This is a genomic window from Sphingomonas alba, assembly GCF_023516555.1.
GTDB lineage: Bacteria > Pseudomonadota > Alphaproteobacteria > Sphingomonadales > Sphingomonadaceae > Sphingomicrobium > Sphingomicrobium album.
The window spans coordinates 460,155-484,534 of the sequence record NZ_JAMGBD010000002.1 but is presented as its reverse complement, the minus strand read 5'-3'; the positions used below and the strand labels follow the sequence as shown (position 1 = coordinate 484,534).

Sequence of the window (24,380 nt, the reverse complement as noted above, 5' to 3'; positions counted from 1 at the left end):
TTACAATCGGGCATTCATGCTGTTCCACACGGCGCGGGCATCCGGTCGCGCCGACTGGTCGATTTCGACGGTTCCATCACGAAGCTTTAGTCCTGCCAAGGCAAGAGACTCCGCGAGCGGAAGTTTATCGCTGCCGCGAATGTGCCGTTCGTAATATCCGGCCCAATCGCCCGGCGCCGTCGCGCGCAACGCCCCCTCGATATCCGGCCAGCCATATTTGCGCTCGCCTTCGCGTGTCTGGCGCCACAGGGTTCGAAAAAAGGCGCCTATCGTCTGGCGTCCGCCAGTCGCATGCCGGATCATGGCATCGAAGCTGAAGGCGACCAGCGCGCCCGCGCTGTAAAGCGGGGGGCCTTTGTGTGTCCCGATATTTTCCAGTGTCGTCGTCAACCGCGCATAATTGGCAATGTGCGATTTGAGTTTGGCGACAAACTCTTCAGGCCCGATGATCTTTCCGACCAAAGTCGTAAGATTGGCGACATATTCGGTGAAGCCTTCCTGAAACCACTGGCTCGACGCATAATCTTCCCCCTGTAGCCGCGAGCCATTCCAGTAATGAAAGAGCTCGTGCGCCAGCGTGTTCGCCCAGACGCCGCGATTTTCGGCAGTCGGCTCAGCAAAGGCATAGGCAAAGCTCTGCCGATAGGCTTCGCCGCCCGTGTCGACCGTAGGTACCAGGATGACGCTGTAGGTCCCTCCGCCGCTGCTTCCCATCATGCCGGCCTCCAGGCTGACGATCCGGTGCATCGTCTCTTGGAGGAGGCTGTGCAGCGGTGCCCAATGACCCATGGCCGTGATGGCCAACGTGAACCCAGACGCGGTTACGCTGTCCACTGGCCGGGATGTGAAGGCGGCCATGTTTTCCGTAAGGTCCGCCGTGGTCGCGGCGCGGAACGAATGCCGTCCGGGATTAAGGGCCGGCCATGGTGCGACGGCTAGCCAGCCGGCCGGCGACCGGAGTTGTACGTCTGCCTCCTCCATCGCTGGCGTTGTGATGAACAAGGCCCGGCAACTGGCGACGACATGCTCGTCATCGGTCACGGCGGATTCAAGCGGACTTGACCATCCCGCTTTCTCGAATGGCGCGAAGTCGACGAGATAGCGGAGCGTCGCGATCGCCTTGACCGGCCTCGAAAGCTTCCAGCCGGCGGATCCAAGCAAGGCGGGCTTCAGATCGAGACCTGCCAGATTGGTGACGCGGAGGTCGTGGATCAGCGCCGGCCAACCTTTGCCTGCCATGGCCGGCAGCTCCGCCGGATAGGAGTTGGCCATCTCGAGCCGGTCGCCATCGATCGGCACCCGGGCGACGATCGAAAAGCGCAGCGGTTTAATGCTCAAAAGCGTAACCCGATAGTCAGCGCGCCGTGCATTGCGAGGAACCGCGAGTGATGGCCCCGCCAAAGCCAGGCCCGCCGCCGCAGGAAATCCCAACACGACGGTCCGGCGTTGCCAATCCATTTTCTGGTCCCCCATTTGCGCACTTGATCCGAATGCGCGCGCGAATGGCCAGTCGATTGCCACGAACGACCCCGCCGTATCGTTAAGCCGCCAGCGGCTCGTCCTCGTCCTCGATGGCGGCCAGCTCCAGCCGGAAGTAACGCGCCGGAATTTCCATATTGCGCGCGCAGCTGAGCCGCGGCGCAATCATCCCGGTCGATTGGAAGCCGAGCTTTTCGAGCACCCGGCCTGACGCCGGATTGTCGAGGAAGTGCGAGGCTTCGAGACGTTCGAGCCCAAGCGCCCGCGCAATGGCGACCAGCGCTTCACCGGCCTCGGTCGCGAAGCCGCGGCCCCAGAACGGCCGGGCGATCCAGTAGCCGAGCTCGATCCGGCCCGACGCGCGGCGCCCAAGCCCGCACGAGCCGACCAGCGCCGGCTCGCCATCCGTCCGCTCGAAGATGAGCATGGAGGGCAGGACCGGGTCGCGCGGCGCTGCGAGAAAGGCTTCGGCGTCGCGGAGCGAGTAAGGCCACGGGGCGACTGCAAGGTTGCGGACGATCATCTCGTCGGCAATCGCCTGCGCCAGCGCCGGGGCGTCCTCGGCCCAGCCGGGTCTCAACAGCAGTCGTTCGGTCCGCGCGAACATTCGTCTTCTCCTCGCCGCCGGCCCCTACGGACCGGTTTTGACAGTTTCGGGAGAAGATTTGGGCCCTTCAAAAACAAAGAAGGGAGAGGAGGGGGCTGCCCTCTTCTCCCTTTTTGGATTCCGTTTGAGCGGTGATCCTGGGCTGCCCCTTCCGGGAGCGGCCCTTTATCGACCGGTCCCTATTTGCTTGTCGCTTGCGCCGGCATCTCAATATGGACGTACTTGCGTCCGAGCTTGCCGTCGCGAAACGCGACGCGGCCATCACAAAGAGCAAAAAGGGTATGGTCTTTGCCCAGGCCGACGTTGTCGCCCGGGTACCACTTCGTTCCGCGCTGGCGCACGATGATGTTGCCGGCCAGGACGCTCTCGCCGCCGAACTTCTTCACGCCGAGGCGCTTCGATTCCGAATCGCGGCCGTTACGCGAAGAGCCGCCTGCTTTCTTATGTGCCATTGCTTACTTCTTCTTAGCTGTCTTGGCCGCCGGAGCAGCTTTCTTGGCCGCGGCCTTAGCAGGTGCAGCATCCTTTGTCGACGCCTTGGGCTTCTCGGCCTTGGCCGGGGCTGCGGCCTTTTCCGCCTTGGGAGCGGCAGCCTTCTTCTCCGCGGCGGGCTTTTCAGCCTTCGCAGGTGCAGCAGTTTCGGCCTTCGGCGCTGCTTCGGCCTTGGGGGCCTTCTTCTCGCCCTTGCCGCCGATCGACACGATCTTCAGGATCGTGTGCTGTTGGCGGTGGCCGGCCTTGCGGCGGTAGTTGTGACGGCGGCGCTTCTTGAACACCGTGACCTTCTCGCCCTTCGCCTGGGCAACGATCTCGGCGGCGACGATCAGGCCGTTCGTGGACTTGAGGTCCGAACCTTCGCCGGCCAGCAGGATGTCGGTCAGGTCGATGCTGTCACCAGCGCTGCCTGCCAGCTTCTCGACGACGATCTTGTCTCCAGGGGCGACGCGATATTGCTTGCCGCCCGTGCGCACGATTGCGAACATTGGCCTCTTTCCAAAAAATCTGTGACCGCACGGCTTGCTCGGCGAAAGCCATGCCCCCGCGCGGAAAGCGTGCCGCCTATAAGGAGGTGCCGCGGGTGTCAATGGCGATGGGCACGTCCTTAACGTCACTAAAGTCGCAAAAGTCTTGGGATGAGTGACCAAAACCCAGCCGAAACGGTGGGTGACAATATCGTCACCATTGGCGCGAAGGTCGATGTTCGGGAAGGGCCAGTCGCCGACATTATGGGAAGTGCACATGCGGCGGAGGCTGCCGGGCGGAACCCTATGTGTATCCAACAATCCGGCGCGAAGCGGAGCAGTCGGGAATTAAGTGCACTGTGACCGTGATTGCCCGTAATTGAGAGCGATCAAATCTCAGCCTTTCCTCTTCTTTAGTTCCAGCAACGTAGCGCACACCAATCCTACACCGAAAAATATCTGGCTTATCCAATAAGTATATGCCGCAGTGCTGGCGGAGTCCATGTTATCTATAAAATAACTTGGCTGGATGAATGAGGAAAATACAGGACTAGCAGACAATTCAACCTTCGATGCAAATCCTAATACAGCCGATATTCCACAAAATACCAATATCACTCCCTTGGATTCTGTTTATTTTGCCGGACTGCATGGCTAACATCCTAAGCCATTTTTTATTTTCACCAAGGTAATAGCGCCTGTATCCGAATGCCGCCAAAAAAGAATTAAAGTGACGGTGCAATAATTTCAGGCGCCTTTGGCTGCGGCGATCACCGGGCCGCCTTTTCCGGCCTGCAGGAAAACCGCCGTCGCCAGCCCGCGATTGCGCTGAGGCAAGGCATAGGTCTTGGCCGCGCCGTCCCAGTGGCCAAGCCGCACCAGGGACCTGACGATGTTCTTGTGAGGCAAGGTGCGGCCGTCATTCTCCCCCGCCCTGATCGGCACCTGGATGGTCCGTGGATCGAAGAAGGCGACCCAGAGGTCCGCGCCGCCTGCCGGGCTGCGGCCCGCGCCCACTCGCGCCTCATTCGTACCAAGCGTCAGCGGCGGCCCGCCGGTTGCGGCCTCGGCTATGGCTGCGCCAAGCTGCGCCCGGTTGCTGCCGACAATGGTCTTCCGTCCGTTGATCCAGACCTGGGGCGTCGCGACGTTCCCCAGCTGGTAATGTCGCGCATAATCCCATTGCCGCTCAGTGAACTGGGGCGAGGCGAAGGTGTCCTTCCAACCGAGCGCATCCCAGTAAGTGACCGCAAAGGACAAGGCGACGACATTCGGCCGATCGGCGATGGCATTGAGATTGGCGTTGGCCGGCGGGCAGCTCGAACAGCCCTGGCTCTGGTACAGCTCGACGAAGACGGGCCGTTCTGGGCTCGCCGCAACGTCCACCCGGGCCGGCCGAGCGGCTTCAGGCCTGGCGGTCTGGGAGGCAAGGACAGCGGCCAAGAATGCGGCAATTGCCGCGACGCCTGCAGTCAGCTTAAGGATCACCGGCCGCTCCATCAGGTTCAATGTTACCCGACTTCGCGCGAACGGCACCATGGGTTACGATTCTCGATGGCGCAGGTGGCGGAAAGGGTGGGATTGTCCTCGCTTCGCTCGTTCGCCTTCGGCCCGAACCCAAGTGGGCTTCTCCCATCCACCCGCTCGGCCATCGCCGCCGCCCCACTTCGCGAGGCATCGGCGATGGCGGAGAGGGTGGGATTCGAACCCACGGTACGGTTGCCCGCACGCCGCATTTCGAGTGCGGTGCTTTCGACCACTCAGCCACCTCTCCGCATGTCGGGTGCTGCCGGCGCTCAAGCCGTTGCCGGTCGGACGCGCGCCTCTAGCAGTGCATTGGAACCTTGCCTAGCCCGGTCGCGTCTCTACATTAAGCCACATGAACCGCCAGCTATCCGACAAGATTTCTCAAGAGGGTAAACCCATCCCGGCCGCCCGCTTCGGCATCGGCGACGTGGTGCGGCATCGCCTGTTCGATTTCCGCGGCGTCATCTTCGACGTCGACCCGGAATTCGCCAATAGCGAGGAATGGTACGAGTCGATTCCCGAGGAAATCCGGCCGGCCAAGGACCAGCCTTTCTACCACTTGCTCGCCGAGAATTCGGAGTCGAGTTACGTCGCCTATGTCAGCCAACAGAATCTGGTGCATGACGAGGATGCCGAGGAGATCGACCATCCGGCGATCGACGGCCTGTTCGACCGCTTTGCGGAGGGCCGCTACCGGTTAAGGCGCGAGCACAGGCACTAGGCCTGGCGGGCTAACCGCCGATCCGCTCCTTGAGCTCGGAGATTTCCCAATAATCGTTGCGGCTGAAGGGCAGCAGCGCCTTTAGGGTGGCGACGTTCGTCCGCCCGAGTTCGCTACGCAGCTTGTCGAGACGGATGAATGCCTGGCGTCCTTCGACGTGCAGCTTCTCGGTGTCGTCGGCCTGGTCGTGCAACGTGTCCTCGGCCTGCAGCAGGATCCAAGTCAGCAGCTGGCAATATTCGCGCATCCTTGCGCCCGTCTGCGCGTCCGAACGCTTGATGAGGGCTGCGATCTTCTTGCCGCTTTCATCGTCGGGATATTTGCCCGCTTCCCAGGCTGCCAGAGCGGCGCGAGTTTCTTCCCGCTCCTCGTTCAACCATTGCTGGGCCTCCACGGCACCAAAGCGGAAGATCGCCATCATGACGAACGGCGCGACGGCAAGGATGCCGACCATTGCGATCAGCGGGCGCTCCGGGAACTGGTTGAAGGCGGTGTGGATGGCGACCGCGATCAGATAACCGGGCACGAACCAGAGCAGGCTGAAATCGAAGTCGGCGACGGCTGCTCGCGTCTCGCGTTCGGCAAACTCATGGGCGGTAGCGGCGAGGACCGCGCAGGTCGTGCCGTGCATCACGGCCGTTCCAAGGCCGCGCACCATCCAGACATTGGCCGACAGCTCCGGGAAGCGCATCAGGTAGATGATGTTCTCGACGACGGAGAAGCCGGCGCCAATGGCGAACCCGGAGATGACCGCATCGAGCTTGTAGCCGATGCGGTTGAACCAGAAGAGGCCGACGATGGCGAGGCCCTTCACTAACTCTTCGATCCAGGGGGCGACAAAGCGGCTGTAGTTCGAAAAGCCCAGCGGCAAGGCATCGAGAAATGTACCGCTGATCGGATAGGTCACCACGGCCGTCAGCATGCCGAGCCCGAGCAGGCCCAAAGTCTCCCAGACCGTCATCAGCTTGAAGACGTCGAGCCAGACAAACAGGATCAGCATGACGAGGACCGGAAGAAGGGCGACCGACCAATCGACGAATTGGAAGAGGTTCATCCGCGGCTCACATAATCTTTAGCGAGGCAAGGAACTCGGTCTTCTCGGAATGGCCGTCGACGAAACCGTGGGCGGCACCGACCGAAAATACCATCGGCAGACGCAGTGCGACGGTGAAGGCCAGGTCCAGCTGGCCGCCGACCGTCTCATAATCATGGCTCTCGCCTTCCGCGTTATGAGTCAACATTGCACCGGCGAACAACGCGGGCCGCAGGTAGCTTAAATAGATGCTGGGGGTGCCGACCTCGGCGAACCGGATGGGAGGCAAATTGACCTCGCCGATCAGCTTGCCGAACCGGCGCGCATCGATCTGGTCGATCTCGAAGCCCGGGAAAGCCTCCAGTTCGCGGTAGCGCTTCTCCGGCCGGTTATCGACATAGTTGTTGCGGAACGAGCCGAAGTAGAAGCTGCCGAGCGGGCTATCCTTCTTGCCGGTCATGATGCCGGCCGACGCATAACCCCAGAGTGACGAGTTCGACCATGGCAGCGGCACGCCATAGTCGAGCTCAGCGGTGAGGTGCGTGAACTCGTCGTGATAATCGGTGTCAAAACCGACGGTCGTCCGCCAGGCGATGCCCTTTTCATGGTCGACGCCGCCCAGCGACTTGCGGGTGTTGCTGTATTTCAGGCCTGCCTCGACCGAGCCGATGTTCTTCGGCGAAGCGACATTCTGCGAGAAGGGCAACTGCTCCAGCCCGAAGAAGGCCGCGGCATTGAAGAAGACGTCCAGCGTCCTGGGCGGATCGTAGATCGTGGTCTTGTTCCAGCCCAGCGAGACGACATCGCCCTTGCGGCTGCGCTCGACCGGCCCGAACAGGTCGTAGAAGTCGGCGTAATTGTGGAGGTATTGCACCTTCCAGTTGAGCGTCTTGTACTTGAGCGCGACGTGCAGCCGCTCCTTGCTCTCCATCTCTCCGAACGGCGTGTAGCTGACGCTCGCATCGAACTGATGAAACTGCATCGGGTCTTCGAAATGGAGGAGATAACCGGGGGAGACCTGCTTCTTATAGCCCTCGACGATGGGATACATGGACGCGAGCTTCATGCGCCGCGTCGCATCGTAATGCCCGCGCTCGGTGACCAGCTCGTCGAGCGGGATTTTCGCCGGTGAGCCGACGCCCCAGGTCTTGAGCTCCGGATGGGTTTTGATCACCTTGGTGCCGAGGAATTCGACGGTGCCGAGGTCCTCCGTCGGCTTCGGCGTGATCAGCGACGGCGTCAGCCCCTCGCCTGTGTATTCATAGACCAGCAGCTTGCCGTCCGGCTGGAGCTGCGGCCGGAAGAAGCCGGTCGAGGCGTTGCTGACGACTTCATACTTCTGGCTGGCGATGTCGAAGTGGAAGACGTTCGAGACGCCCGTGTAATAGGAGGTGCCGTAAAGGCTCTTGCTGTCGGGCGTGAAGGTGAAGCTTTCCGGTGTCGATGGCGGCAGCGACAGGCGTGCAACTTCCTGGGGCTCCGTTCCCGGATACATGGAATCCATCGACCAGACGCGGACGGATTGGTCGCCGTTGATCTCGCCGAAGCTGACCGCCATCAACCGTCCGTCGGGCGAGATGTCGAGGTCGAACGGGATCTGGCCGTAATCGAACGTGTGGATCTGGTTGAACGCCGTGTAAGGGGCGGGCAGCCGGACGATGGTCGCGAAGCCGTTCTGGTGACGGATGCCCCAGAGTGACTTGTCGACCTTGTTGAATGCGAAGTCGCCGATGCGCGCGTCGCGCAGCAGCATCTTTTTCTTGCCGGTGTCGACATCGACCTCGATGAGGTCGCGGAAGGCGTAATTGTCCTCGGTGTAATAGACCTTCCGCGTATCCTCGTCGAAGGCGAGGCTCGTCACCTTGTAGAGCATCATCCCCTTGATTTCCTGCAGGGGGTGAAGCTCGCCGGTGGCGAGGTCCATGCGGCCGACGAAGCCGATCTTGCCCGGGTAGCGGAAGGCGGCGATCAGGCTGTTTGTCTTGTTATCAACGAAGCCGCGGGAAATGGATCCGAGGCCGCGCGGGCTCAGGTGCTGGACCTCCGTCAGGGGGTAGGCCGAAAGCTTGGCCAGTTGCTCCTGCTGGAACTGCTTCTCGGACGCAATCCAGTCGTCCCAAGCGGCGTCCAGCTTCTTGCCGAAGACCTGCTTGAAGGCCGCCGAATAATAGCCGGCGCTGCCGTCCGGCCGGCGCAGCCATTGCAGCACCTTGTCCGGCCCGTACGTCAGCGCGAGATAGGAATAGAAACGCGTGCCGTAGAGGTAATCGTTGACGCCGACCTGGAAGTCGACGGCGGTGCCTTCGGATTCGAGGCCCAGCGGCGAATAGATTTTGTCGCCGTCGCGGACCTTGGCGCGCCAGACCATCTCGTCATAGGCGCCCTGGCCGCGGCCGAGGCCGCCCGCCATCCAGGTTTCGAAAAAGACGGCGCTGCCTTCGAGCCACCAACGGGGGACGACGTTCCGCGGCGTCGTCAGGAAGTTGTAGAGGATGGATTCCGGATGCTCCTGGATCGGCATCGGCTTGCCGCCGAAGAAGTGCCGCCAGAAGGCGTCGCGCTTGTTCCACACGTCCATGGTCGCGACGTGGGCGAGCTCGTGGTTGGTCAGCGTGAAGAAGCGTTCGCCAGGCGTGAACGTCTCCATGCTCTGCGACAAGGGCGCGACGTCGAAGAGGACGGCGTTGTTCGGCGAGGAGCGGGCGGCGGCGTTGCCGTAGTCGCCGAAATCCTTGAGCAGGACCGTGACGCGGTCCCAAGGTTGCCATTCGAAGGTCTTGCGGTGCCAGGCCAGCGCATTTTCGACCGAGCGGCCGATGTATGGCGTCAAATAGGTCTGGACCGGGTCGAAATAGAGCAGCGAGAAATTCTTGGTCTCGAGCGTCGACAGGTTCAGGCCGCCGGGGCTGGGCGGCACATGCTCGGGCCCTTGCGGCGCGGGAGCCGGCTCGGGCTGGGGCGCTTGCGGTGCTTCGGGCTGCGGCTGCGTCTCCTCCGTCGGCTTCTTGTCCGGCTCGGCGATCGGCTCGGTGACCGTGGTCGTCGGCGGTTGCGGAGGCGGCTGGTCCGCCGGTTGCGCTAATGCAGCAGTGGCCGCACTGACGAGCAGTGCGGCCACGCTTCCCCTACACGCACGATAAGTACGCCACTTGGCCAAATGTTAGCCCCCCACTCGGCCAAGCGGCCGCTAACTACTCCTAGCGAGCTTGGGCGTTGAACGACGCCTGGATCGCTCCGCTTTGCAAGCCAGCCGCGAACGCCGGATTGAGCGCCAGCGCCTGGAAGTTCGGATTGCGGCCAAATGCCTCGAACGCCCTCGCATTGGCCGAGAAGCTCGCCAGCAGATTGGCGTTCTTCGCGAACTGAGCGAAGGCATTCGGATTCTGCGTCATCGCCGCGAAGGCCTGCGAGTTTGCAGCCATCGACGCCATGAGCTGCGGATTCAGGTGTCCCTGAGCCGCCATGTTCGCCGCGGTCGCCTGCGACACGAACGCCTGGGCGTCCCTCGCAGCCGAGGCAAGCCCCTGCGCATCACGAGCGGCGCTCTGGAACGCAGCTGCGTTCTGAGCCATCGCCTGCACCGCAGCGGCATTGGTCGCCGCCGACAGCAGTTGCGAGTTGGTCGCCAAAGCGTTGAACGCCGCATGGTTCTGGGCAATCGCGTTGAACACCTGCGCATTGGCCTGGAGGCTCGCCATCGCCTTCGAGTCAGCGGCAAGCTGCGCGAAAGCACTGGCGTCCCGAGCCATCGAGGCAATGCCCTGCGGGTTCTTCACCGCATTGGCAAAGGCCTGCGGGTCCTTCGAGAACTGGGCATAGGCACGCGCATTCGCCGCCATATTGGCAAGCGCCTGCGGGTGGTTAGCCAGCGATGCGAAGACCTGCGGATAACGCGCCATGACGCCCATCAGCTGCGGCTGAAGCGCCAATTGGCTATAGGCTTGGGCATTCTTGCCGAAGGCGGCCGCGAAGTTGGCATCGAGACCCTGCGCACCCTTCATATTGGCAGCGAAGGAAGCAGCCTGAGCCGACGCTGCCTGCAGAGCGGCATGGTTCTGCGCCAGTTGGCCGAGAGCCGCGGAGTTCTGGGCGATCGCCTGGAACACCTGGCCGTTGGCCGTGATGGCCGCCACGTCGCGGGCATTCGCCGCGAGGTTGGCATAGGCCGGGTTCTTGTTCACTGCGTCGGCAAACGCCTGCGGGTTCTTGCCATATTGCGCGGCCATGTTGGCGTCATGCGACAGCGCGACCAGAGCTTCCGGATATTTCGCCAGAACCTGGAAGGCCGGAGCCTGACGCGCCATGGCAGTAAACAGCTGCGCCGATTGCAGATTGGCCTCACGGCCCGCGGCCGACACGGCTTGAGCCTGCTTCGCCATTTGGGCGAACATGTTCGGATCCTTGGCGACGGCCGCAAGCTCACGGGCGTTCGCGGAGAGCGAAGCCAGCAGAGCCGGGTCCTTCGCCATGACGGCGAAATTCGGGTCCCTCACCATGGCGGCGAATTGAGGATCCTTGGTCATCAGTTCAAAGGCGTCGGTCTGCATCAACTGCGGAACCGACTGGTCACCCAAGGTGACGTCGCCTGATTGAACCTGGCTGGAGACATAGCGTTCAGCCGGAGCAATGGTGCCCTCGGCCGGTCCCAGCGGTGGATATACGCGGCCCAGGCCGTAGGCGCTCACGGCGACGACGGCGATCAACGCACCCGACATAAGGTACTTACGATTTTGGGAAACGGCGGCAGTCATGATGATACCCCCTAGTGCAGTCCAAGGGGTCGATTGTTTACCAAATATTAATCGGAGTCAATGACGCCGGAAGTTTCAGGCTGGGACAAATGGCGGATTTTCGCGGTTTACGCTGAAACAAATCGGTCAGATGCGGCCCACTCAGAGTGCCTCGATGATGGTGACATTGGCGATGCCGCCGCCTTCGCACATCGTCTGAAGCCCGAATCGCTTGCCGCGCGCATGCAACGCATGGACCAATGTCGCCATCAGCTTGGCTCCGCTAGCCCCTAAAGGATGGCCAAGCGCGATGGCGCCGCCGTTGACGTTGAGCCGCTCCGGATCGCCGCCGATTTCCCTGAGCCAAGCCATGGGAACGGGCGCAAAGGCTTCGTTCACTTCGTAGAGGTCGATGTCGCCGATGCTGCGGCCGGACCGTTCGAGTGCGCGCCGTGTTGCCGGGATCGGCTCCATCAGCATGATTACCGGGTCGCCGGCGGTGACGGTCAGATTGTCGATACGGGCGAGAGGCTTCAGGCCGTGGTCCTTCAACGCCCTCTCGCTGACGACCAGCAGCCCGCTCGCCCCGTCGCAAATCTGGCTGGCGTTGCCGGCGGTGATGACGCCGTCGGGCTTCAGCGTTTTCAGGCTGCCAAGTCCCTCCAACGATGCGTCGAAGCGGATGCCCTCGTCCCGTGCATGGAAGGTCTCGTTGCCCTCGGCGTCGAGGATCGCGAGCGGGACGATTTCGCTGTCGAACGCCCCGGCCTCCGTGGCCTCCGCCGCCTTGCGATGACTGCCGAGAGCATATTCGTCGAGCTGCTCGCGCGTGAAGCCATAGTTCTTCGCGATCGTCTCGGCGCCGGTGAACTGGCTGAACTCGGAGACGCCGTAACGGTCCTTGATCGACTGAGGCCACGGGCCGGTGCCAATGCCCGCCTGGAGCGGCAGGAAAACCGGCGTCCCCATCGGCACACGCGTCATGCTCTCGACGCCGGCGGCGATGACGACTTCCTGCGTCCCGCTCATCACCGCTTGGGCAGCAAAATGCAGGGATTGCTGCGAAGACCCGCATTGCCGGTCGATGCTGACCGCCGGCACGCTGTCGGGCAGGCGGGAGGCCATGACCATGTTGCGGCCGATGTGGAAGCTCTGCTCGCCAACCTGGGATACGCAGCCGACGATGACGTCCTCGACGAGCGCCGGATCGATCCCGCTTTTCTCGACCAGTGCATCCAGCACCGCGGCGCCCATGTCGGCAGGGTGCCAGTCCTTCAGCGCCCCGCCACGCTTGCCGCCTGCCGTCCGCAGCGCCTCGACGATATAAGCTTCAGCCATGGGTCACCTTAGACGTGGGAAACCCTGCCGCTCAACCGGGCGTTTGTTGCTGATATGTATCGTTCTGACCTCAACAAAGGCGACAAGGCCGGCTCCATCACGATGGTGGTGCTGATCCACGCCGCTTTGGCCTACGCCTTCCTCAACCTCTCGGGCACGATGCAGGTCATTCGCGACGAGGTCATTCCCCAGTTGATCGATGTCGATGTCGAACCGCCGCCTCCGCCGGTCGTCGAGGTCGCGGTGAAGGAAAAGCCGAAGGACAAGGAAGGCGCGTCCTCGCCGGAAAACATCAAGAGCACTGCGACGCCCGTCGTCGCGCCCAAGCCGCGCATCCAGCTGCCGGTGCCGCCGCCGATGCCGGTCGCCGAAAAGCCGAATACCGGCGCCGACCCGACCCAGGGCGCAGCGCCGGTGGCTGGCCCGGGAACGGGCGCCGGAGGAATTGGGAACGGCACGGGTGCGGGCGGTTCGGGGAACGGCAGGGGGGGCGGTGGCTCCGGGGCCGTCGTTCGCCCCTCGCTGCTGACGCCCAAACTGGGAGGCCGCGACTATCCCCGCGAAGTCCTAAACCAGTGGCCCCGTGGCGCACCAGTGTTCATCCGTTTCCATGTGGATGTCGCCGGCAGGCCCTTCGGCTGCGAAGTCATGCGTTCCAGCGGTAATCGGGCCGTCGATCAGTGGACCTGTAGCCTTGCCATGTCGAAACTGCGTTACCGGCCGGCGACCGACGCCAATGGCCGTGCCGTGATCGACTGGTCCGGCTATGCCCAGGAACCGGTCGGCTCCTGAGCGCTGGCAATTTCCGCGAGCCTGGGGCAAGCGCACCGCCGCAACAGGAGCGCTTTTCCATGATCGAAGCCGAATGGTGGGAATATGACGATGCCGACGAAATGGCGGATGCCGTCGCCGGCGACATCGGGTTCATCATCGAAAGTGCGCTCGATGCCCGTGGCGAGGCCCTGATCGCCGTTCCCGGCGGCACAACGCCGCTGCCGATCTACAAGAAGCTCGCCTCAGCCAAGCTCAACTGGAAGAAGGTGACGATCATCCCGACCGACGACCGGCTGGTGCCGCTGACGGACGAGCGGGCCAATATTCGCGCCATCGCCCAGGCCTTCCTGCCTGCCGGCGCCCGGGTCTTCCCGATCACCAGCGACATCAGCGACTACAAGCTCGCCGGCAATTCCGCGAACGCCAAGCTGTCCGAGCTCAAGTTCCCGCTGGACCTCGCCTGGCTGGGCGTCGGCGGCGACGGCCACACGGCGTCCATCTTCGCGGGGCCGGACCTGGAAGAAGCGCTCAACGCGCCCAAGGGCAGGCACGCGGTCGGCGTCATGCCCGACCCGCTGCCCGATGATGCGCCGGTAGCGCGCGTCTCGCTCACTCGGTCGGCGATCCTGTCGGCGCGGACGGTCCTGATCACTGTGACCGGCGACGACAAAAAGGCCTTGCTTGAGGGTGCTATCGAGGACGGCCAGTCCAGCAAGCTCCCCATCGGCCGCGTCCTCGCCGAGGCCGAGCAGCCGATCGACATTCATTGGGCCCCGTAGGCAGGGCGACGGGCCAGAACCACTACTGCTTGGAGGCGCGATCACCTCGGAGAATTGACTGCCATGATCGGCGGTTCACTAGCCGCTGGTAACCCAGTGCGCCGACAGCCACGACGGCGAGCACGATCATCACGGCAGTGAACCCGAACCAGCGCTCAGCGAGCCACGCGGTCAACAAAACTGGCCAGAACGTCAATTCCCAACGCAACCACGCCACCGACCTTTTGTCAGCCTCATCGTTCTTCCTCGATTCGGTCACGATTTCCTCCAAAGCGAATTCGAGTCTGGCTCAGCACTGATCCAGCGGTTTTCCCTTCGTCTCCTTGATGAAGAAGAAGGCGACCACGACCGAAATCGCGGTGAAAAACGCCGGGTACCAGAGGCTGGCGTAGATATTGCCGGTGATCGCCACCAGCGCGAAGCTGGTGAAGGGCAGGAAGCCGCCGACCCAGCCGGTGCCGGCATGATAGGGCACCGACATGGCCGTGTAGCGGATGCGGGTCGGGAACATTTCGACCAGCGCCGCCGCCTGCGGCCCGTAGAGCGCCGTGGCCGCCACCGCGAACACCATCAGCCAGGCGAACATGACGCCGTAGTTCATCTTCGCCGGGTCGGCCTTTTCGGGATAACCCTCCGCCGTCAGGGCCGCGCGGACTTCCTTGGTCGACGCATCCTTCAGCGCCTTCAGATCGGCCGTATCGAGGCCGCGCCCGTCCGGGATCTGCACCTGCTGCTGGCCGACGGAGACGATCGCCTCTTTATCCGCATAGGGGATGATGTCGTAGCTGATGCCCATCGTCGCCAGCATCGACTTGGCGATGTCGCAGCTGCTGTCGAAGCGCCGGGTGCCGACCGGGTCGAACTGCACCTTGCAGGTAGCCGGGTCGACGTGGACTTCGACCGGCTTGCTTAGGTGGGCGGCGGCCAACGCCGGGTTGGCGGCATTGGCGATGGCGTGGAAGCCGGGATTGTAGGCGACGAGCGCCAGCAACATTCCGCCGAGCATCACTCGTTTGCGGCCGACCTTGTCCGAGAGATGCCCGAAATAGACGTAGAGCGGCGCGCTCAATACGGTCATGCCGAGCACCAGCATGTCCTTGGTCTGCTCCGGCACCCCCAGCGAGCGCGTCAGGAACACCTGGATATAGAAGAAGGTCAGATACCAGACGGCGCCCTGCGCACACATGATGCCAAAGAAGGCAATCAGCACGCGGCGGAGGTTGTCGCGTTGGGCGAAAGCCTCGCGCAGCGGCATCTTCGTGACCGCACCCTCCGCCTTCAGCTTGGCGAATTCCGGACTTTCCGAGAGCCTGACCCGCATCCAGAGCGAAATCCCTAGCAGCACGACCGAGGCGAGGAACGGCACGCGCCAGCCCCAGGCCTGGAAACCGTCGTCGCCGAGCGTCTTGCGGGTGGCGAGGATCACCAGCAGGCCGGCGATGAGGCCGAGTGACGCCGTGATCTGGATCCAGCCGGTCATCATGCCGCGCTGCTTCCGGGGCGCATGCTCGGCCACATAGATCGCCGCGCCGCCATATTCTCCGCCGAGCGCGATGCCCTGGCAGATGCGCAGCAGGATGAGCAGGATCGGCGAGACGATGCCGGCCGTCTGGTAGGTCGGCAGCAGGCCGATGAGAAAGGTCGCGCCGCCCATCAGGCTGACGGTAGCGAGGAAGGCGCCCTTGCGGCCAACCCGGTCGCCGATGACGCCGAAGATCACCGCACCAAGCGGGCGGAAAGCGAAGCCGGCGGCGAACAGTCCGAGCGCGGCGACGAGGCCTGCGGTCGGGTCGAGGCCGGCGAAGAAGACCTTCTGGATGGTCGTCGCCAGGCTGCCGAAGATGAAGAAGTCGTACCATTCGAACGCGGTGCCCGCCGACGACGCCGCGACGACGCGCTTCATCGGCCAGGGCTGGTGGTCATCGTGAAGTGCAATACTCGCCATGTCTCTCCCCCGAGAGGAGAAGGGATAGCGGTGTGAGTGCGGGAGGCAAGTGCGCTCCTGCGAAGGCAGGAGCCTAGTCGCGCGAAGCGCTTCTTAACGGCTTCGCCGGACTGGGCCTCTGCCTTCGCAGGGGCACGAACTATTGCCGTCCTGCAAGCAAAGCGTCGACGACACTTGGATCGGCGAGCGTGGATGTGTCTCCGAAGCCGTCGGTCGCGCCCTCGGCGATCTTGCGGAGGATGCGGCGCATGATTTTGCCGGAGCGGGTCTTGGGCAGGGCCGGGGTGAAGTGGATCTTCTCTGGCGCCGCCAGCCCGCCGATGTCGTGGCGGACCTCCTTGATCAGTTCCTGTCGGACCGCGTCCGTGCCTTCCTCGCCCGCATTCAGCGTCACAAACGCGTAGACCGCCGAGCCCTTGATGTCGTGCGGATAGCCGACGACCGCGGCCTCGGCGACTAGCGGGTGCGACACCAGCGAGCTTTCGACCTCGGCGCTGCCGACGCGGTGGCCGGAGACGTTGATGACGTCGTCGACGCGGCCGGTGATCCAGTAATAGCCGTCCTCGTCGCGGCGGCAGCCATCGCCGGTGAAATAGCGGCCGCGATATGTCGTGAAATAGGTGTCGAAGAAGCGCTTGTGGTCACCCCAGACGGTTCGCATCTGGCCGGGCCATGAGGTGGTCAGACAGAGGTTGCCGCTGACCGCGCCTTCGAGCTCCTTGCCGTGCTCGTCGACCAATATGGCGTGGATGCCGGGCAGGGGTTGGGTCGCCGACCCGGGCTTCATCGGTGTCGAGCCGGGGAGGGGAGAGATGAGCGCCGCGCCGGTTTCCGTCTGCCACCAGGTATCGACGATCGGCACGCGGCCGCCGCCGACAACCCGCCAGTACCATTCCCAGGCGTCCGGGTTGATCGGCTCGCCGACCGTGCCGAGCAGCCGGATGGATTCGCGTGAGTAGCGCGTCACCCAATCGTCGCCCTCGCGCTCGAGTGCGCGGATGGCCGTCGGCGCCGTGTAGAAGATCGTGACGCCCAGCCGGTCGACCGTCTCCCAGAAGCGGCCGAAGTCGGGGTAATTGGGAACTCCGTCGAACATGATGCTGGTCGCGCCGTTCATCAGCGGCCCGTAGACGACATAGGTGTGGCCGGTGATCCAGCCGACATCGGCCGTGCACCAGAAGATGTCCGACGCCTGGGGCTGGAAGATCCAGTCGAAGGTCGTCGCCGCCCAGACCGCATAGCCGCCGGTCGTGTGGACGACGCCCTTCGGCTTGCCGGTCGAGCCGCTGGTGTAGAGGATGAAGAGCGGGTCCTCCGCGTTCATCACTTCGGGCTCGCACTCCGTCGACAGCGCCTCGCGGACGGCGGAATAGAGGACATCGCGGCCTTCGGTCATCGGCACGTCGTTGCCGGTGCGCGTGACGACGATGCATGTCGGAACCGGCGATTCCTTCAGCGCCTCGTCGACGTTGAGCTTCAGCGGGATGATCTTGCCGCCGCGCACGCCTTCGTCAGCGGTGATGACGGCGCAGGCGTCGCAATCAGAGATGCGGCCTGCGAGGCTTTCGGGAGAAAAGCCGCCGAAACAGACCGAATGCACCGCGCCGATCCGGGCGCAAGCCAGCATCGCCGCCGCCGCTTCCGGGATCATCGGCATGTAGATCATGACCCGGTCGCCGCGGCCGATGTCGTAGCTCTTCAGCAGGTTCGCGAACCGGCACGTCTCTTCGTAGATTTCGCGGTAGGTGAGGCTGCGGCCGGTGCCGGGCTCGTCGGCTTCGAAGATCAGCGCGACCTTGTCGCCGCGCGCATCGAGCTGGCGGTCGAGGCAATTGACGCTGAGGTTCAGCTGGCCGTCGGCGTACCATTCAATGTGGAAGTCGTCCTCATTGTACGACCAGTCGCCCGCCTTGGTCGGCGGGCGGTACCAGTCGAGCCTCTTGGCAAGATCGAGCCAGAAACCGTCCGGATCCGATTCCGCCTGCTGGCGAAGCGCCTCGACCTCGGCCGGGCCGTAGCGCGCCAGATAGGTATCCGGAACCGGATGGACAGTTTCGCTCACAGCCCCTTTTCCATGTCGATGACGAAGCGGTAGCGGACGTCGTTCTTCAGAAGCCGCTCATAGGCGTCGTTCACCTCGTCCATGCGGATCATCTCGACGTCCGGGTAGATGCCCTTGGCGGCGCAGAAATCGAGCATTTCCTGCGTCTCGGGAATGCCGCCGATCGCCGACCCGCCGACCGCCCGGTTCCACCAGATGAGGTTCATGCCGACGAAGCCCGGCATCGGCGTCAGCGCGCCGACGATGACCATCCGTCCCGACCGTCCGAGCAGTTGGAGATAGCCGTCGATCTCGTGGCTGACCGGAATTGTGTTGAGGATGAAGTCGAAGCGCGTCGACGCCGCCTTCATCTGCTCCGCGTCGGTCGAGATAATGACGTCGTGCGCACCCAGCGCCCGCGCATCCTCGCCCTTGCTCGGCGTCGTCGTGATCATCGTGACGTGCGCGCCCATGGCGGCGGCTAGCTTGACGCCCATGTGGCCGAGCCCGCCAAGGCCGACGACCGCCACCTTGGTCGTCGGGCCGACATTGTACTGACGCAGCGGCGAGTAGGTGGTGATGCCGGCGCAGAGCAAAGGCGCGACTTTGCTGACGTCCATGCCGTCCGGCACCTTGCAGCAGAAATGGTCGCGCACGACGATATGGTCGGTGTAGCCGCCCTTGCTCACCGTCCCGTCGTGATAGTCCTTGCTGTTGTAGGTCTGGACGCACCCCTTGCGGCAGAAGACTTCCCAGCCTTCCAGGCACTGGTCGCATTCCATGCAGCTGTCCACCATGCAGCCGACGGCGACCGTGTCACCGACGCGGTGGCGGGTCACTTCGTTGCCGACGGCCGTGACCGTGCCGACGATCTCGTGGCCGGGAATAACCGGGTAGCGCGTGCCGCCCCAATCGTTGCGACAGGTGTGGAGGTCGCTGTGGCAGATGCCGGCGTAGGTGATCCGAATCGCGACATCGTCGGGGCGGAGCGCGCGGCGCTCGAACTCCATCGGCCGCAGCGGCTGGTCGGGCGCATCCGTTCCCCAGCCCTTGGCGATCGTTGGTCCACTGCTCATTGCTGCCTGGGGTTCCGCCGTCGTCGCCATGATCAGACTCCTATTTTAATGCGCGCTCCAATGTGCGTTTCGCCTGCACGAGGTGCGGGCGATCGACCATTTTGCCGTCGACGGACAGCACGCCCGCGTCGGGATGTGCCTCGAACGCGGCGACAATCGCCTCCGCATGGGCGATGTCGGCGGCGGACGGCGTGAAGGCGGCGTTGATCACCGCCACTTGCGCCGGATGGATCGCCAGCTTGCCGGTGAAACCCTCGCGCCGCGCAGCCTCGGATTCCTTGCGCAACCCTTCCTCGTCGCGAAAATCAGCGAAGACGCCGTCGACCGGCTGGACGCCGGCAGCCATCGCGCCGGCAAGGCACAAAGACCGCGCCAGCTTGTAGGTGAAGCTAAGTTCCCCGCTCTCATCATATTTGGACGAGGCGCCGAGCGCCGCCGAAAGGTCCTCCGCGCCCCAGCTCATCGCCGCCAGCGTCGTGCTGGGCGAACGATAGCTGAGCAACCCGAACAGGCTCGCCGCCGTCTCGGTGACGATCGCATGGATCGGGATGTTGCCGGTGCGGTGGGCGAGCTGGACGACGTCGGCGCCGCTCTCCGCCTTGGGTAGGACGATGCCGTGGACATAGGCGCTGCCGATCAGCGTCAGATCGTCCTTGTGGAATTCCGATCCGAGCGGGTTCACGCGCACCCACCATTGCGGGCCGTTCGACTGCTTGGGCAGGTTCTTCAGGATATCGCGCGCCGCCGCCTTCTGGCTCGGCGCGACGCTATCCTCCAGGTCGAAGATGACTGCGTCGGCTTCGCTCTGCAGCGCCTTGGCGATCTTCTTCTCGCTATCGGCAGGGACGAACAGCCAGGAACGCGGCTCGCTCATCAGGCAGGCTTCTTCTGGATGAGGGCCGATCGTTTCATTGTGCACACGGCTTCGCCGCGCTGATTGATGGCGCGATGCGCCCACGTGACGATGCCCGCTGTCGGCCGCGACTTGCTCTCGCGAAGCTCGATGACCTCGCTCTCGAACTTCAGGGTGTCGCCGATGAAGACAGGCTTGGGCAGCCGAACCTCGTCAAAGCCGAGGTTTGCGACCAAAGTCCCGAGCGTCGTATCCTCGACCGAAACGCCGACCACCAGGCTGAAGGTCAGGCAGCTATTGACCAGGATCTGACCGAACTCGCTCGCCTTCGCCGCCTCGGCATCGATGTGCAGCGGCTGCGGATTATGCGTCAGCGTCGAGATAAGGAGGTTGTCGGTCTCGGTGATCGTGCGCGTGATCGAGTGGGCGACCGTGTCGCCGACCTGCCACTCGTCGAAAAAGCGTCCTGGCATGGCCAACCCCCTAAGCGGTCAGCAGCACCTCGGCAATCGCCTCCGTGATGGCATCGCCATCGAGCCGGTAGGCGGCATAGAGGTCGGGCAGGTTGCCGGTCTGGCCGAAGCGATCGACGCCAAGCGGCGCGACCCGTTGTCCCAGGACGCCTCCAAGCCAGGATAGACTGGCCGGCGCGCCGTCGCACAAAGTCACCAGACCAGCTCCCGGCTCCAACTTCGACAGCAAGGTCTCCGCATGGCTGGGCTGGCGTTGGCCACCCCACCGCGCAGCCTGCGCCGCCGACCAGCCGCGATGCAGCAAATCGGGCGAAGTGACCGCAAGCAGACCGAGCCCCGGAATGTCCGCGCTCAATTCCTCATGCGCCGCCAGCGCCTCGGGCATTACCGCACCCATCGCGACGATGGCGCTTTCGGCATTCGGGCCGGGCTCGCGCAGCCAATAACCACCCGCCAATGCATCCGCCTGCCAGTCGTCATTCGCCCGCTCGAACTGCTGGATCGAACGCGTCGACAGGCGAAGGTAGGTCGACTCGCCCGCCGGGTCGTCGATCAGCCGGAATGCTTCGCGCATCATGATCGCCAATTCGTCGGCAAAGGCCGGCTCGTAATGCCTGAGGCCTGGCTGGCCCAAGGCGATCAGCGGCGGGTTGATCGACTGGTGCGCCCCGCCTTCCGGCCCCAGCGTGATGCCGCTCGGCGTCGCCACCAGCAGGAAGCGCGCATCCTGGTAACAGGCGTAGTTGAGGCTATCGAGGCCGCGCGCGATGAACGGGTCGTAGAGCGTCCCGATTGGGAAAAGCCGTTCTCCGAACAAATCGCCCGACAGTCCTGCCGCCGCCAGCATCAGGAAAAGGTTGGATTCAGCGATACCTAGCTCGATATGTTGCCCTTGGTTGCTAGCCGACCATTTTTGCGCCGAAGCAATTTTTGCCTGCGCGAATACATCCGCCATTTCGCGCCGCTTGAACAATCCGCGCTGGTTCACCCACGCGCCGAGGTTGGTCGACACGGTGACGTCCGGCGAGGTGGTAACGATCCGGTCGGCAAGTGGGTGTCCCGACTTGGCGAGGTCGAGCAGGATCCGCCCAAACGCCGCCTGCGTCGATTGCTCGTCGCCCGTTGGCGCCGGCAATGCCGGCATTTTGACCCGCCCGAAATCGCGCGTCCTCTTCTCGCGCGCGATCCGGCATTTTTCGATCAGCGCTTCCAGGCCCGGCCGGGCATTGTCGCCGACGCCGTTGAGCGGCTCCCATTCAGAGCCTTCTGCAACACCCATGCTTTCACGGAAGGCCGCCATCTGCGTCGGGTTCATCAGGCCGGCGTGATTGTCCTTGTGCCCGGCGAAGGGCAGGCCGAAGCCCTTCACTGTCCAGGCGACGAACAGTGTAGGGACATCGTCCTGCGCCGCATCGAAGACCTGCGTCAGCGTCTCCATGCAATGCCCGCCGAGATCGCTCATCAGCGCCGTCAACGCCTCATCGTCATAGGTCTTCAGCAGTTTGTCGGCCTTTTTGCCGAGGTCTTTCTCGATCCTAGCCCGCCACGCCGCTCCGCCTTGGTAGAGCAGCGCCGAATGGTCGGCGTTGGGAAGCGTATCCAGCCATTCGCCCACTGCCGGATTGGCCTTCAGCGCCGCCGCCAGCTTCTTGCCGTAACGAAGCTCGATCGTCCGCCATCCGCAGGAGGCGAAAATCTCGTCGAAGCGCTCGAACATGCGGTCGGTGCTCGTCGCGTCGAGACTCTGGCGGTTGTAGTCGACGATCCACCAGCAATTGCGGATGTCGTGCTTGTAGGCCTCGATCAAGCACTCATAGATATTGCCCTCATCAAGCTCGGCATCGCCAATCAGCGCCACGAACCGCCCGCGATCCGCTTCATCCATCATTCCGTGCGCGGTGAGGTAATCCTGGATGAGGCTGGCGAATGCCGTGATCGCGACACCAAGTCCCACCGATCCTGTCGAGAAGTCGACCGGAATCTTGTCTTTCGTCCGGCTTGGATAGGATTGCATGCCCTGGTATCCGCGGAAGTTCTGCAGCTGCTCCAGGCTCTGCGAGCCCAGCAGATAATGGATCGCATGCAGCACGGGCCCGGCATGCGGTTTCACCGCCACCCGGTCGTTCGGACCCAGCGCATGGAAATAGAGCGCCGCCATGATCGCCGTCATCGATGCGCAGCTCGCCTGGTGACCGCCGACCTTCAGCCCGTCCGCACTCTCGCGGATGTGATTGGCATGGTGGATTGTCCAGGCGCTCAGCCAGCGCAGCCGTTCCTCGGCAAGCTTGAGGGCGGCGATGTCGGGCGCGGCAGTCTTCAGCATGGCGACGCCCTAGCGCTTCGGTCTCGCGAGGCAAAGCGACAAGGCGAAGGCGGGGCGCGCCCGTCCGAACTTCACGACTGCTGCCGAAGGATTATCCTTGGCGCTTACCCAGGGAGTGATTTGAAATGGCGTGGATGATCGGCCGTACGGCGGCCATGACAGACCCGGAAGCGGCGCGGCGCAAGGTGCTCGCCAAGCTTCAGGGGCTGACCGAGCTGGAAGACGCCGAGGGCCTGATCGTCCCGATCGTTATCGATGCGATCCTGATGGCCGAATCCTATCGCGGCGCCCGCCATCAGATCACCTTCCTGCCGGAGCTGACCGAGAGCGTGGATGCGCTGATCCGGGAACTCAATATCGTCGAGACGACCAAGGCCTGGGCGGCCGCCTAAGCCGTCGCTACCCTTGCTTGGGTTCGCCTTACGTGACTCGCGAGCTCCGCGGTCATCAGCAGCGCGATTGCGGTCGCCACCGTTAGTCCGATCAGGCCGGCGTCGAAGCTTCCGGTAGCGTCCGCGGCCCGGCCCCATCCGATCGGCATCAGAAAGGCTCCGATTTGCGACAGGGTGTTCACGGCGGCGCAGCCTAGAGCGAGCACGCGGCCATGGAGCACGTCCGGCCAGGCGCTGACCTGCGACAAGGTCACGGAACCCCACGAAAGGCCGTAGAGCAGGTAGGCGACCGCGAACACTGGCTTGGAATCGGCCACGGCGGTCAGGGCGAAGGACAGGCCCATCAAGGTCGTGCTGATCCACATGGTCGTGAAGCGCTCGCCGCGCCGGTCCGAAACCCAGCCGGTCGCAAGCATTCCAAGGGCGCCGAGCACGCCCCCCACCGCGACCAGCGTCCCGATCGCGCCGCTGCCGAAGCCGGCGCCCTTGAGGATCAACGGCGCCGATAGGGTATAGGTCATCATCGCGCCGATGGTCAGCATCCCGAGGAAGCCGAACCGCAATGTCGCCGGGTGGGATACCGCCGCCCTCAATCCGCCGGTGCCATGCGCAGCGAGCCGCTCGGCGTCCGCCGCGAGGTTGCTGTCGATCCAATCCTTCTGAGGCTCACTCAGCCAGCGCACTCCGCGCGGTGCGTCCGGCAGCAGGAAAAAAATGGCGATCCCGACAAACGCCGCCGGCAGGCCTTCCACCAGGAACAGCCATTGCCAGCCGCTGAGTCCGCCGTGGCCATGGAGATTGAGTAGGACCGGCGATGCCGCACCCATGATCGTCGATGCTAGCGGCCCGAAGAAGTAGAAGCGGCTGATTGCCCGTCCCCGCTGCATCCGCGGGAACCAGTGGGAGAGGTAGAAGACGACGCCCGGGAAAAAGCCGGCTTCGGCTGCGCCCAGCAGGAAACGCATGATGTAGAATTGGGTCGGCGTCCGCACAAACATCATGCCGGCCGCCAATATGCCCCACGTCACCATGATCCGCGCCAGCCAGCGCCGCGCGCCGAACCGAGTCAGCAGCATGTTCGATGGGATCTCGAACAGCGCGTAGGCGAGATAGAAAGTGCCCGCGCCAATGCCGTAGACGGTGGCGCTGAACTTCAGCTCCTCGTTCATCTGCAGGGCCGCGAAGCTGACGTTGACGCGGTCCATCAGCGAGAAGAGATAGCCGAGGCCGATCAGCGGCAGGATCCGCCACGAGATGATTGAAATGGTCGATCGTTCGACCGGGTTGCCGACAGTCTGGCTCATGTTCAGCGCCTTCCCCCGACAGC

The 24,380-nt window shown here is 63.7% G+C and carries 21 protein-coding genes and 1 tRNA gene; 4 read left to right on the top strand and 18 right to left on the bottom strand.

Features of this window, described 5'->3' with window-relative positions:
* From LZ536_RS12175 to LZ536_RS12150, 6 genes are all read right to left on the bottom strand, one after another.
* Positions 1 to 1,338, bottom strand: coding sequence for a M61 family metallopeptidase (locus LZ536_RS12175; protein WP_249849044.1), 1,338 nt, complete (start codon positions 1,336 to 1,338; stop codon positions 1 to 3).
* A gap of 202 nt (positions 1,339 to 1,540) precedes the next feature.
* Entirely contained in the window at positions 1,541 to 2,086 is a 546-nt protein-coding gene (locus LZ536_RS12170; RefSeq protein WP_249849043.1) for a GNAT family N-acetyltransferase, read from the bottom strand.
* A 179-nt stretch (positions 2,087 to 2,265) separates the two neighbouring features.
* Complete coding sequence (gene rpmA, locus LZ536_RS12165) at positions 2,266 to 2,538, bottom strand: 50S ribosomal protein L27 (RefSeq protein WP_249849042.1); 273 nt, start codon at positions 2,536 to 2,538, stop codon at positions 2,266 to 2,268.
* Between the two features lie 3 nt (positions 2,539 to 2,541).
* On the bottom strand, positions 2,542 to 3,069 hold the full coding sequence (gene rplU, locus LZ536_RS12160; protein WP_249849041.1) for a 50S ribosomal protein L21: 528 nt from the start codon (positions 3,067 to 3,069) through the stop codon (positions 2,542 to 2,544).
* Between the two features lie 726 nt (positions 3,070 to 3,795).
* On the bottom strand, positions 3,796 to 4,536 hold the full coding sequence (locus LZ536_RS12155; RefSeq protein ID WP_249849040.1) for a DUF1223 domain-containing protein: 741 nt from the start codon (positions 4,534 to 4,536) through the stop codon (positions 3,796 to 3,798).
* Between the two features lie 196 nt (positions 4,537 to 4,732).
* Positions 4,733 to 4,822 (bottom strand) — tRNA-Ser (locus LZ536_RS12150).
* A gap of 105 nt (positions 4,823 to 4,927) precedes the next feature.
* Between LZ536_RS12150 and hspQ the strand changes: the two genes are divergently transcribed.
* Positions 4,928 to 5,296, top strand: a complete 369-nt coding sequence (gene hspQ, locus LZ536_RS12145; protein ID WP_249849039.1) for a heat shock protein HspQ — start codon at positions 4,928 to 4,930, stop codon at positions 5,294 to 5,296.
* A 10-nt stretch (positions 5,297 to 5,306) separates the two neighbouring features.
* On the opposite strand, the gene LZ536_RS12140 is transcribed toward hspQ, so the two are convergent.
* The 4 genes from LZ536_RS12140 to LZ536_RS12125 all read right to left on the bottom strand — a co-directional run bounded on the left by LZ536_RS12140 (position 5,307) and on the right by LZ536_RS12125 (position 12,397).
* Positions 5,307 to 6,350, bottom strand: coding sequence for a PrsW family glutamic-type intramembrane protease (locus LZ536_RS12140; protein WP_249849038.1), 1,044 nt, complete (start codon positions 6,348 to 6,350; stop codon positions 5,307 to 5,309).
* A 7-nt stretch (positions 6,351 to 6,357) separates the two neighbouring features.
* Positions 6,358 to 9,447 (bottom strand): TolB family protein, encoded by a 3,090-nt coding sequence (locus LZ536_RS12135; RefSeq protein ID WP_249849037.1) that lies wholly within the window; start codon positions 9,445 to 9,447, stop codon positions 6,358 to 6,360.
* A gap of 79 nt (positions 9,448 to 9,526) precedes the next feature.
* The gene (locus LZ536_RS12130) at positions 9,527 to 11,080 is read right to left on the bottom strand and encodes a hypothetical protein (protein WP_249849036.1); all 1,554 of its coding nucleotides are present in this window, start codon (positions 11,078 to 11,080) and stop codon (positions 9,527 to 9,529) included.
* 141 nt (positions 11,081 to 11,221) lie between these two features.
* Entirely contained in the window at positions 11,222 to 12,397 is a 1,176-nt protein-coding gene (locus LZ536_RS12125) for an acetyl-CoA C-acetyltransferase (RefSeq protein ID WP_249849035.1), read from the bottom strand.
* Positions 12,398 to 12,451: 54 nt separating this feature from the next.
* On the opposite strand from LZ536_RS12125, the gene LZ536_RS12120 reads away from it, so the two are divergent.
* Together LZ536_RS12120 and pgl are read left to right on the top strand one after the other, a co-directional pair.
* Positions 12,452 to 13,189, top strand: coding sequence for an energy transducer TonB (locus LZ536_RS12120; RefSeq protein ID WP_249849034.1), 738 nt, complete (start codon positions 12,452 to 12,454; stop codon positions 13,187 to 13,189).
* 59 nt (positions 13,190 to 13,248) lie between these two features.
* Positions 13,249 to 13,950, top strand: a complete 702-nt coding sequence (pgl, locus tag LZ536_RS12115; protein ID WP_249849033.1) for a 6-phosphogluconolactonase — start codon at positions 13,249 to 13,251, stop codon at positions 13,948 to 13,950.
* A gap of 22 nt (positions 13,951 to 13,972) precedes the next feature.
* Here pgl and LZ536_RS12110 read toward each other — a convergent pair whose 3' ends face one another.
* From LZ536_RS12110 to LZ536_RS12080, 7 genes are all read right to left on the bottom strand, one after another.
* Positions 13,973 to 14,209: a hypothetical protein gene (locus tag LZ536_RS12110; RefSeq protein ID WP_249849032.1), complete on the bottom strand. Its 237-nt coding sequence runs from the start codon at positions 14,207 to 14,209 to the stop codon at positions 13,973 to 13,975.
* A gap of 30 nt (positions 14,210 to 14,239) precedes the next feature.
* The gene (locus LZ536_RS12105) at positions 14,240 to 15,895 is read right to left on the bottom strand and encodes an MFS transporter (RefSeq protein ID WP_249849031.1); all 1,656 of its coding nucleotides are present in this window, start codon (positions 15,893 to 15,895) and stop codon (positions 14,240 to 14,242) included.
* Between the two features lie 139 nt (positions 15,896 to 16,034).
* Entirely contained in the window at positions 16,035 to 17,957 is a 1,923-nt protein-coding gene (gene acs / locus LZ536_RS12100; protein ID WP_431357952.1) for an acetate--CoA ligase, read from the bottom strand.
* Entirely contained in the window at positions 17,954 to 19,042 is a 1,089-nt protein-coding gene (locus LZ536_RS12095; RefSeq protein ID WP_283938552.1) for an NAD(P)-dependent alcohol dehydrogenase, read from the bottom strand. The genes acs and LZ536_RS12095 overlap by 4 nt, the downstream gene beginning before the upstream one ends.
* A 10-nt stretch (positions 19,043 to 19,052) precedes the next feature.
* The gene (locus LZ536_RS12090) at positions 19,053 to 19,886 is read right to left on the bottom strand and encodes an HpcH/HpaI aldolase/citrate lyase family protein (protein ID WP_249849030.1); all 834 of its coding nucleotides are present in this window, start codon (positions 19,884 to 19,886) and stop codon (positions 19,053 to 19,055) included.
* Positions 19,886 to 20,338: a MaoC family dehydratase gene (locus LZ536_RS12085; protein WP_249849029.1), complete on the bottom strand. Its 453-nt coding sequence runs from the start codon at positions 20,336 to 20,338 to the stop codon at positions 19,886 to 19,888. The genes LZ536_RS12090 and LZ536_RS12085 overlap by 1 nt, the downstream gene beginning before the upstream one ends.
* Positions 20,339 to 20,348: 10 nt before the next feature.
* Complete coding sequence (locus LZ536_RS12080; RefSeq protein ID WP_249849028.1) at positions 20,349 to 22,661, bottom strand: transketolase family protein; 2,313 nt, start codon at positions 22,659 to 22,661, stop codon at positions 20,349 to 20,351.
* Between the two features lie 125 nt (positions 22,662 to 22,786).
* Here LZ536_RS12080 and LZ536_RS12075 point away from each other — a divergent pair, with 125 nt between their 5' ends.
* On the top strand, positions 22,787 to 23,053 hold the full coding sequence (locus LZ536_RS12075; protein ID WP_249849027.1) for a hypothetical protein: 267 nt from the start codon (positions 22,787 to 22,789) through the stop codon (positions 23,051 to 23,053).
* On the opposite strand, the gene LZ536_RS12070 is transcribed toward LZ536_RS12075, so the two are convergent.
* Positions 23,050 to 24,357: an MFS transporter gene (locus tag LZ536_RS12070; protein WP_249849026.1), complete on the bottom strand. Its 1,308-nt coding sequence runs from the start codon at positions 24,355 to 24,357 to the stop codon at positions 23,050 to 23,052. The genes LZ536_RS12075 and LZ536_RS12070 overlap by 4 nt on opposite strands.
* Positions 24,358 to 24,380: the final 23 nt, after the last annotated feature.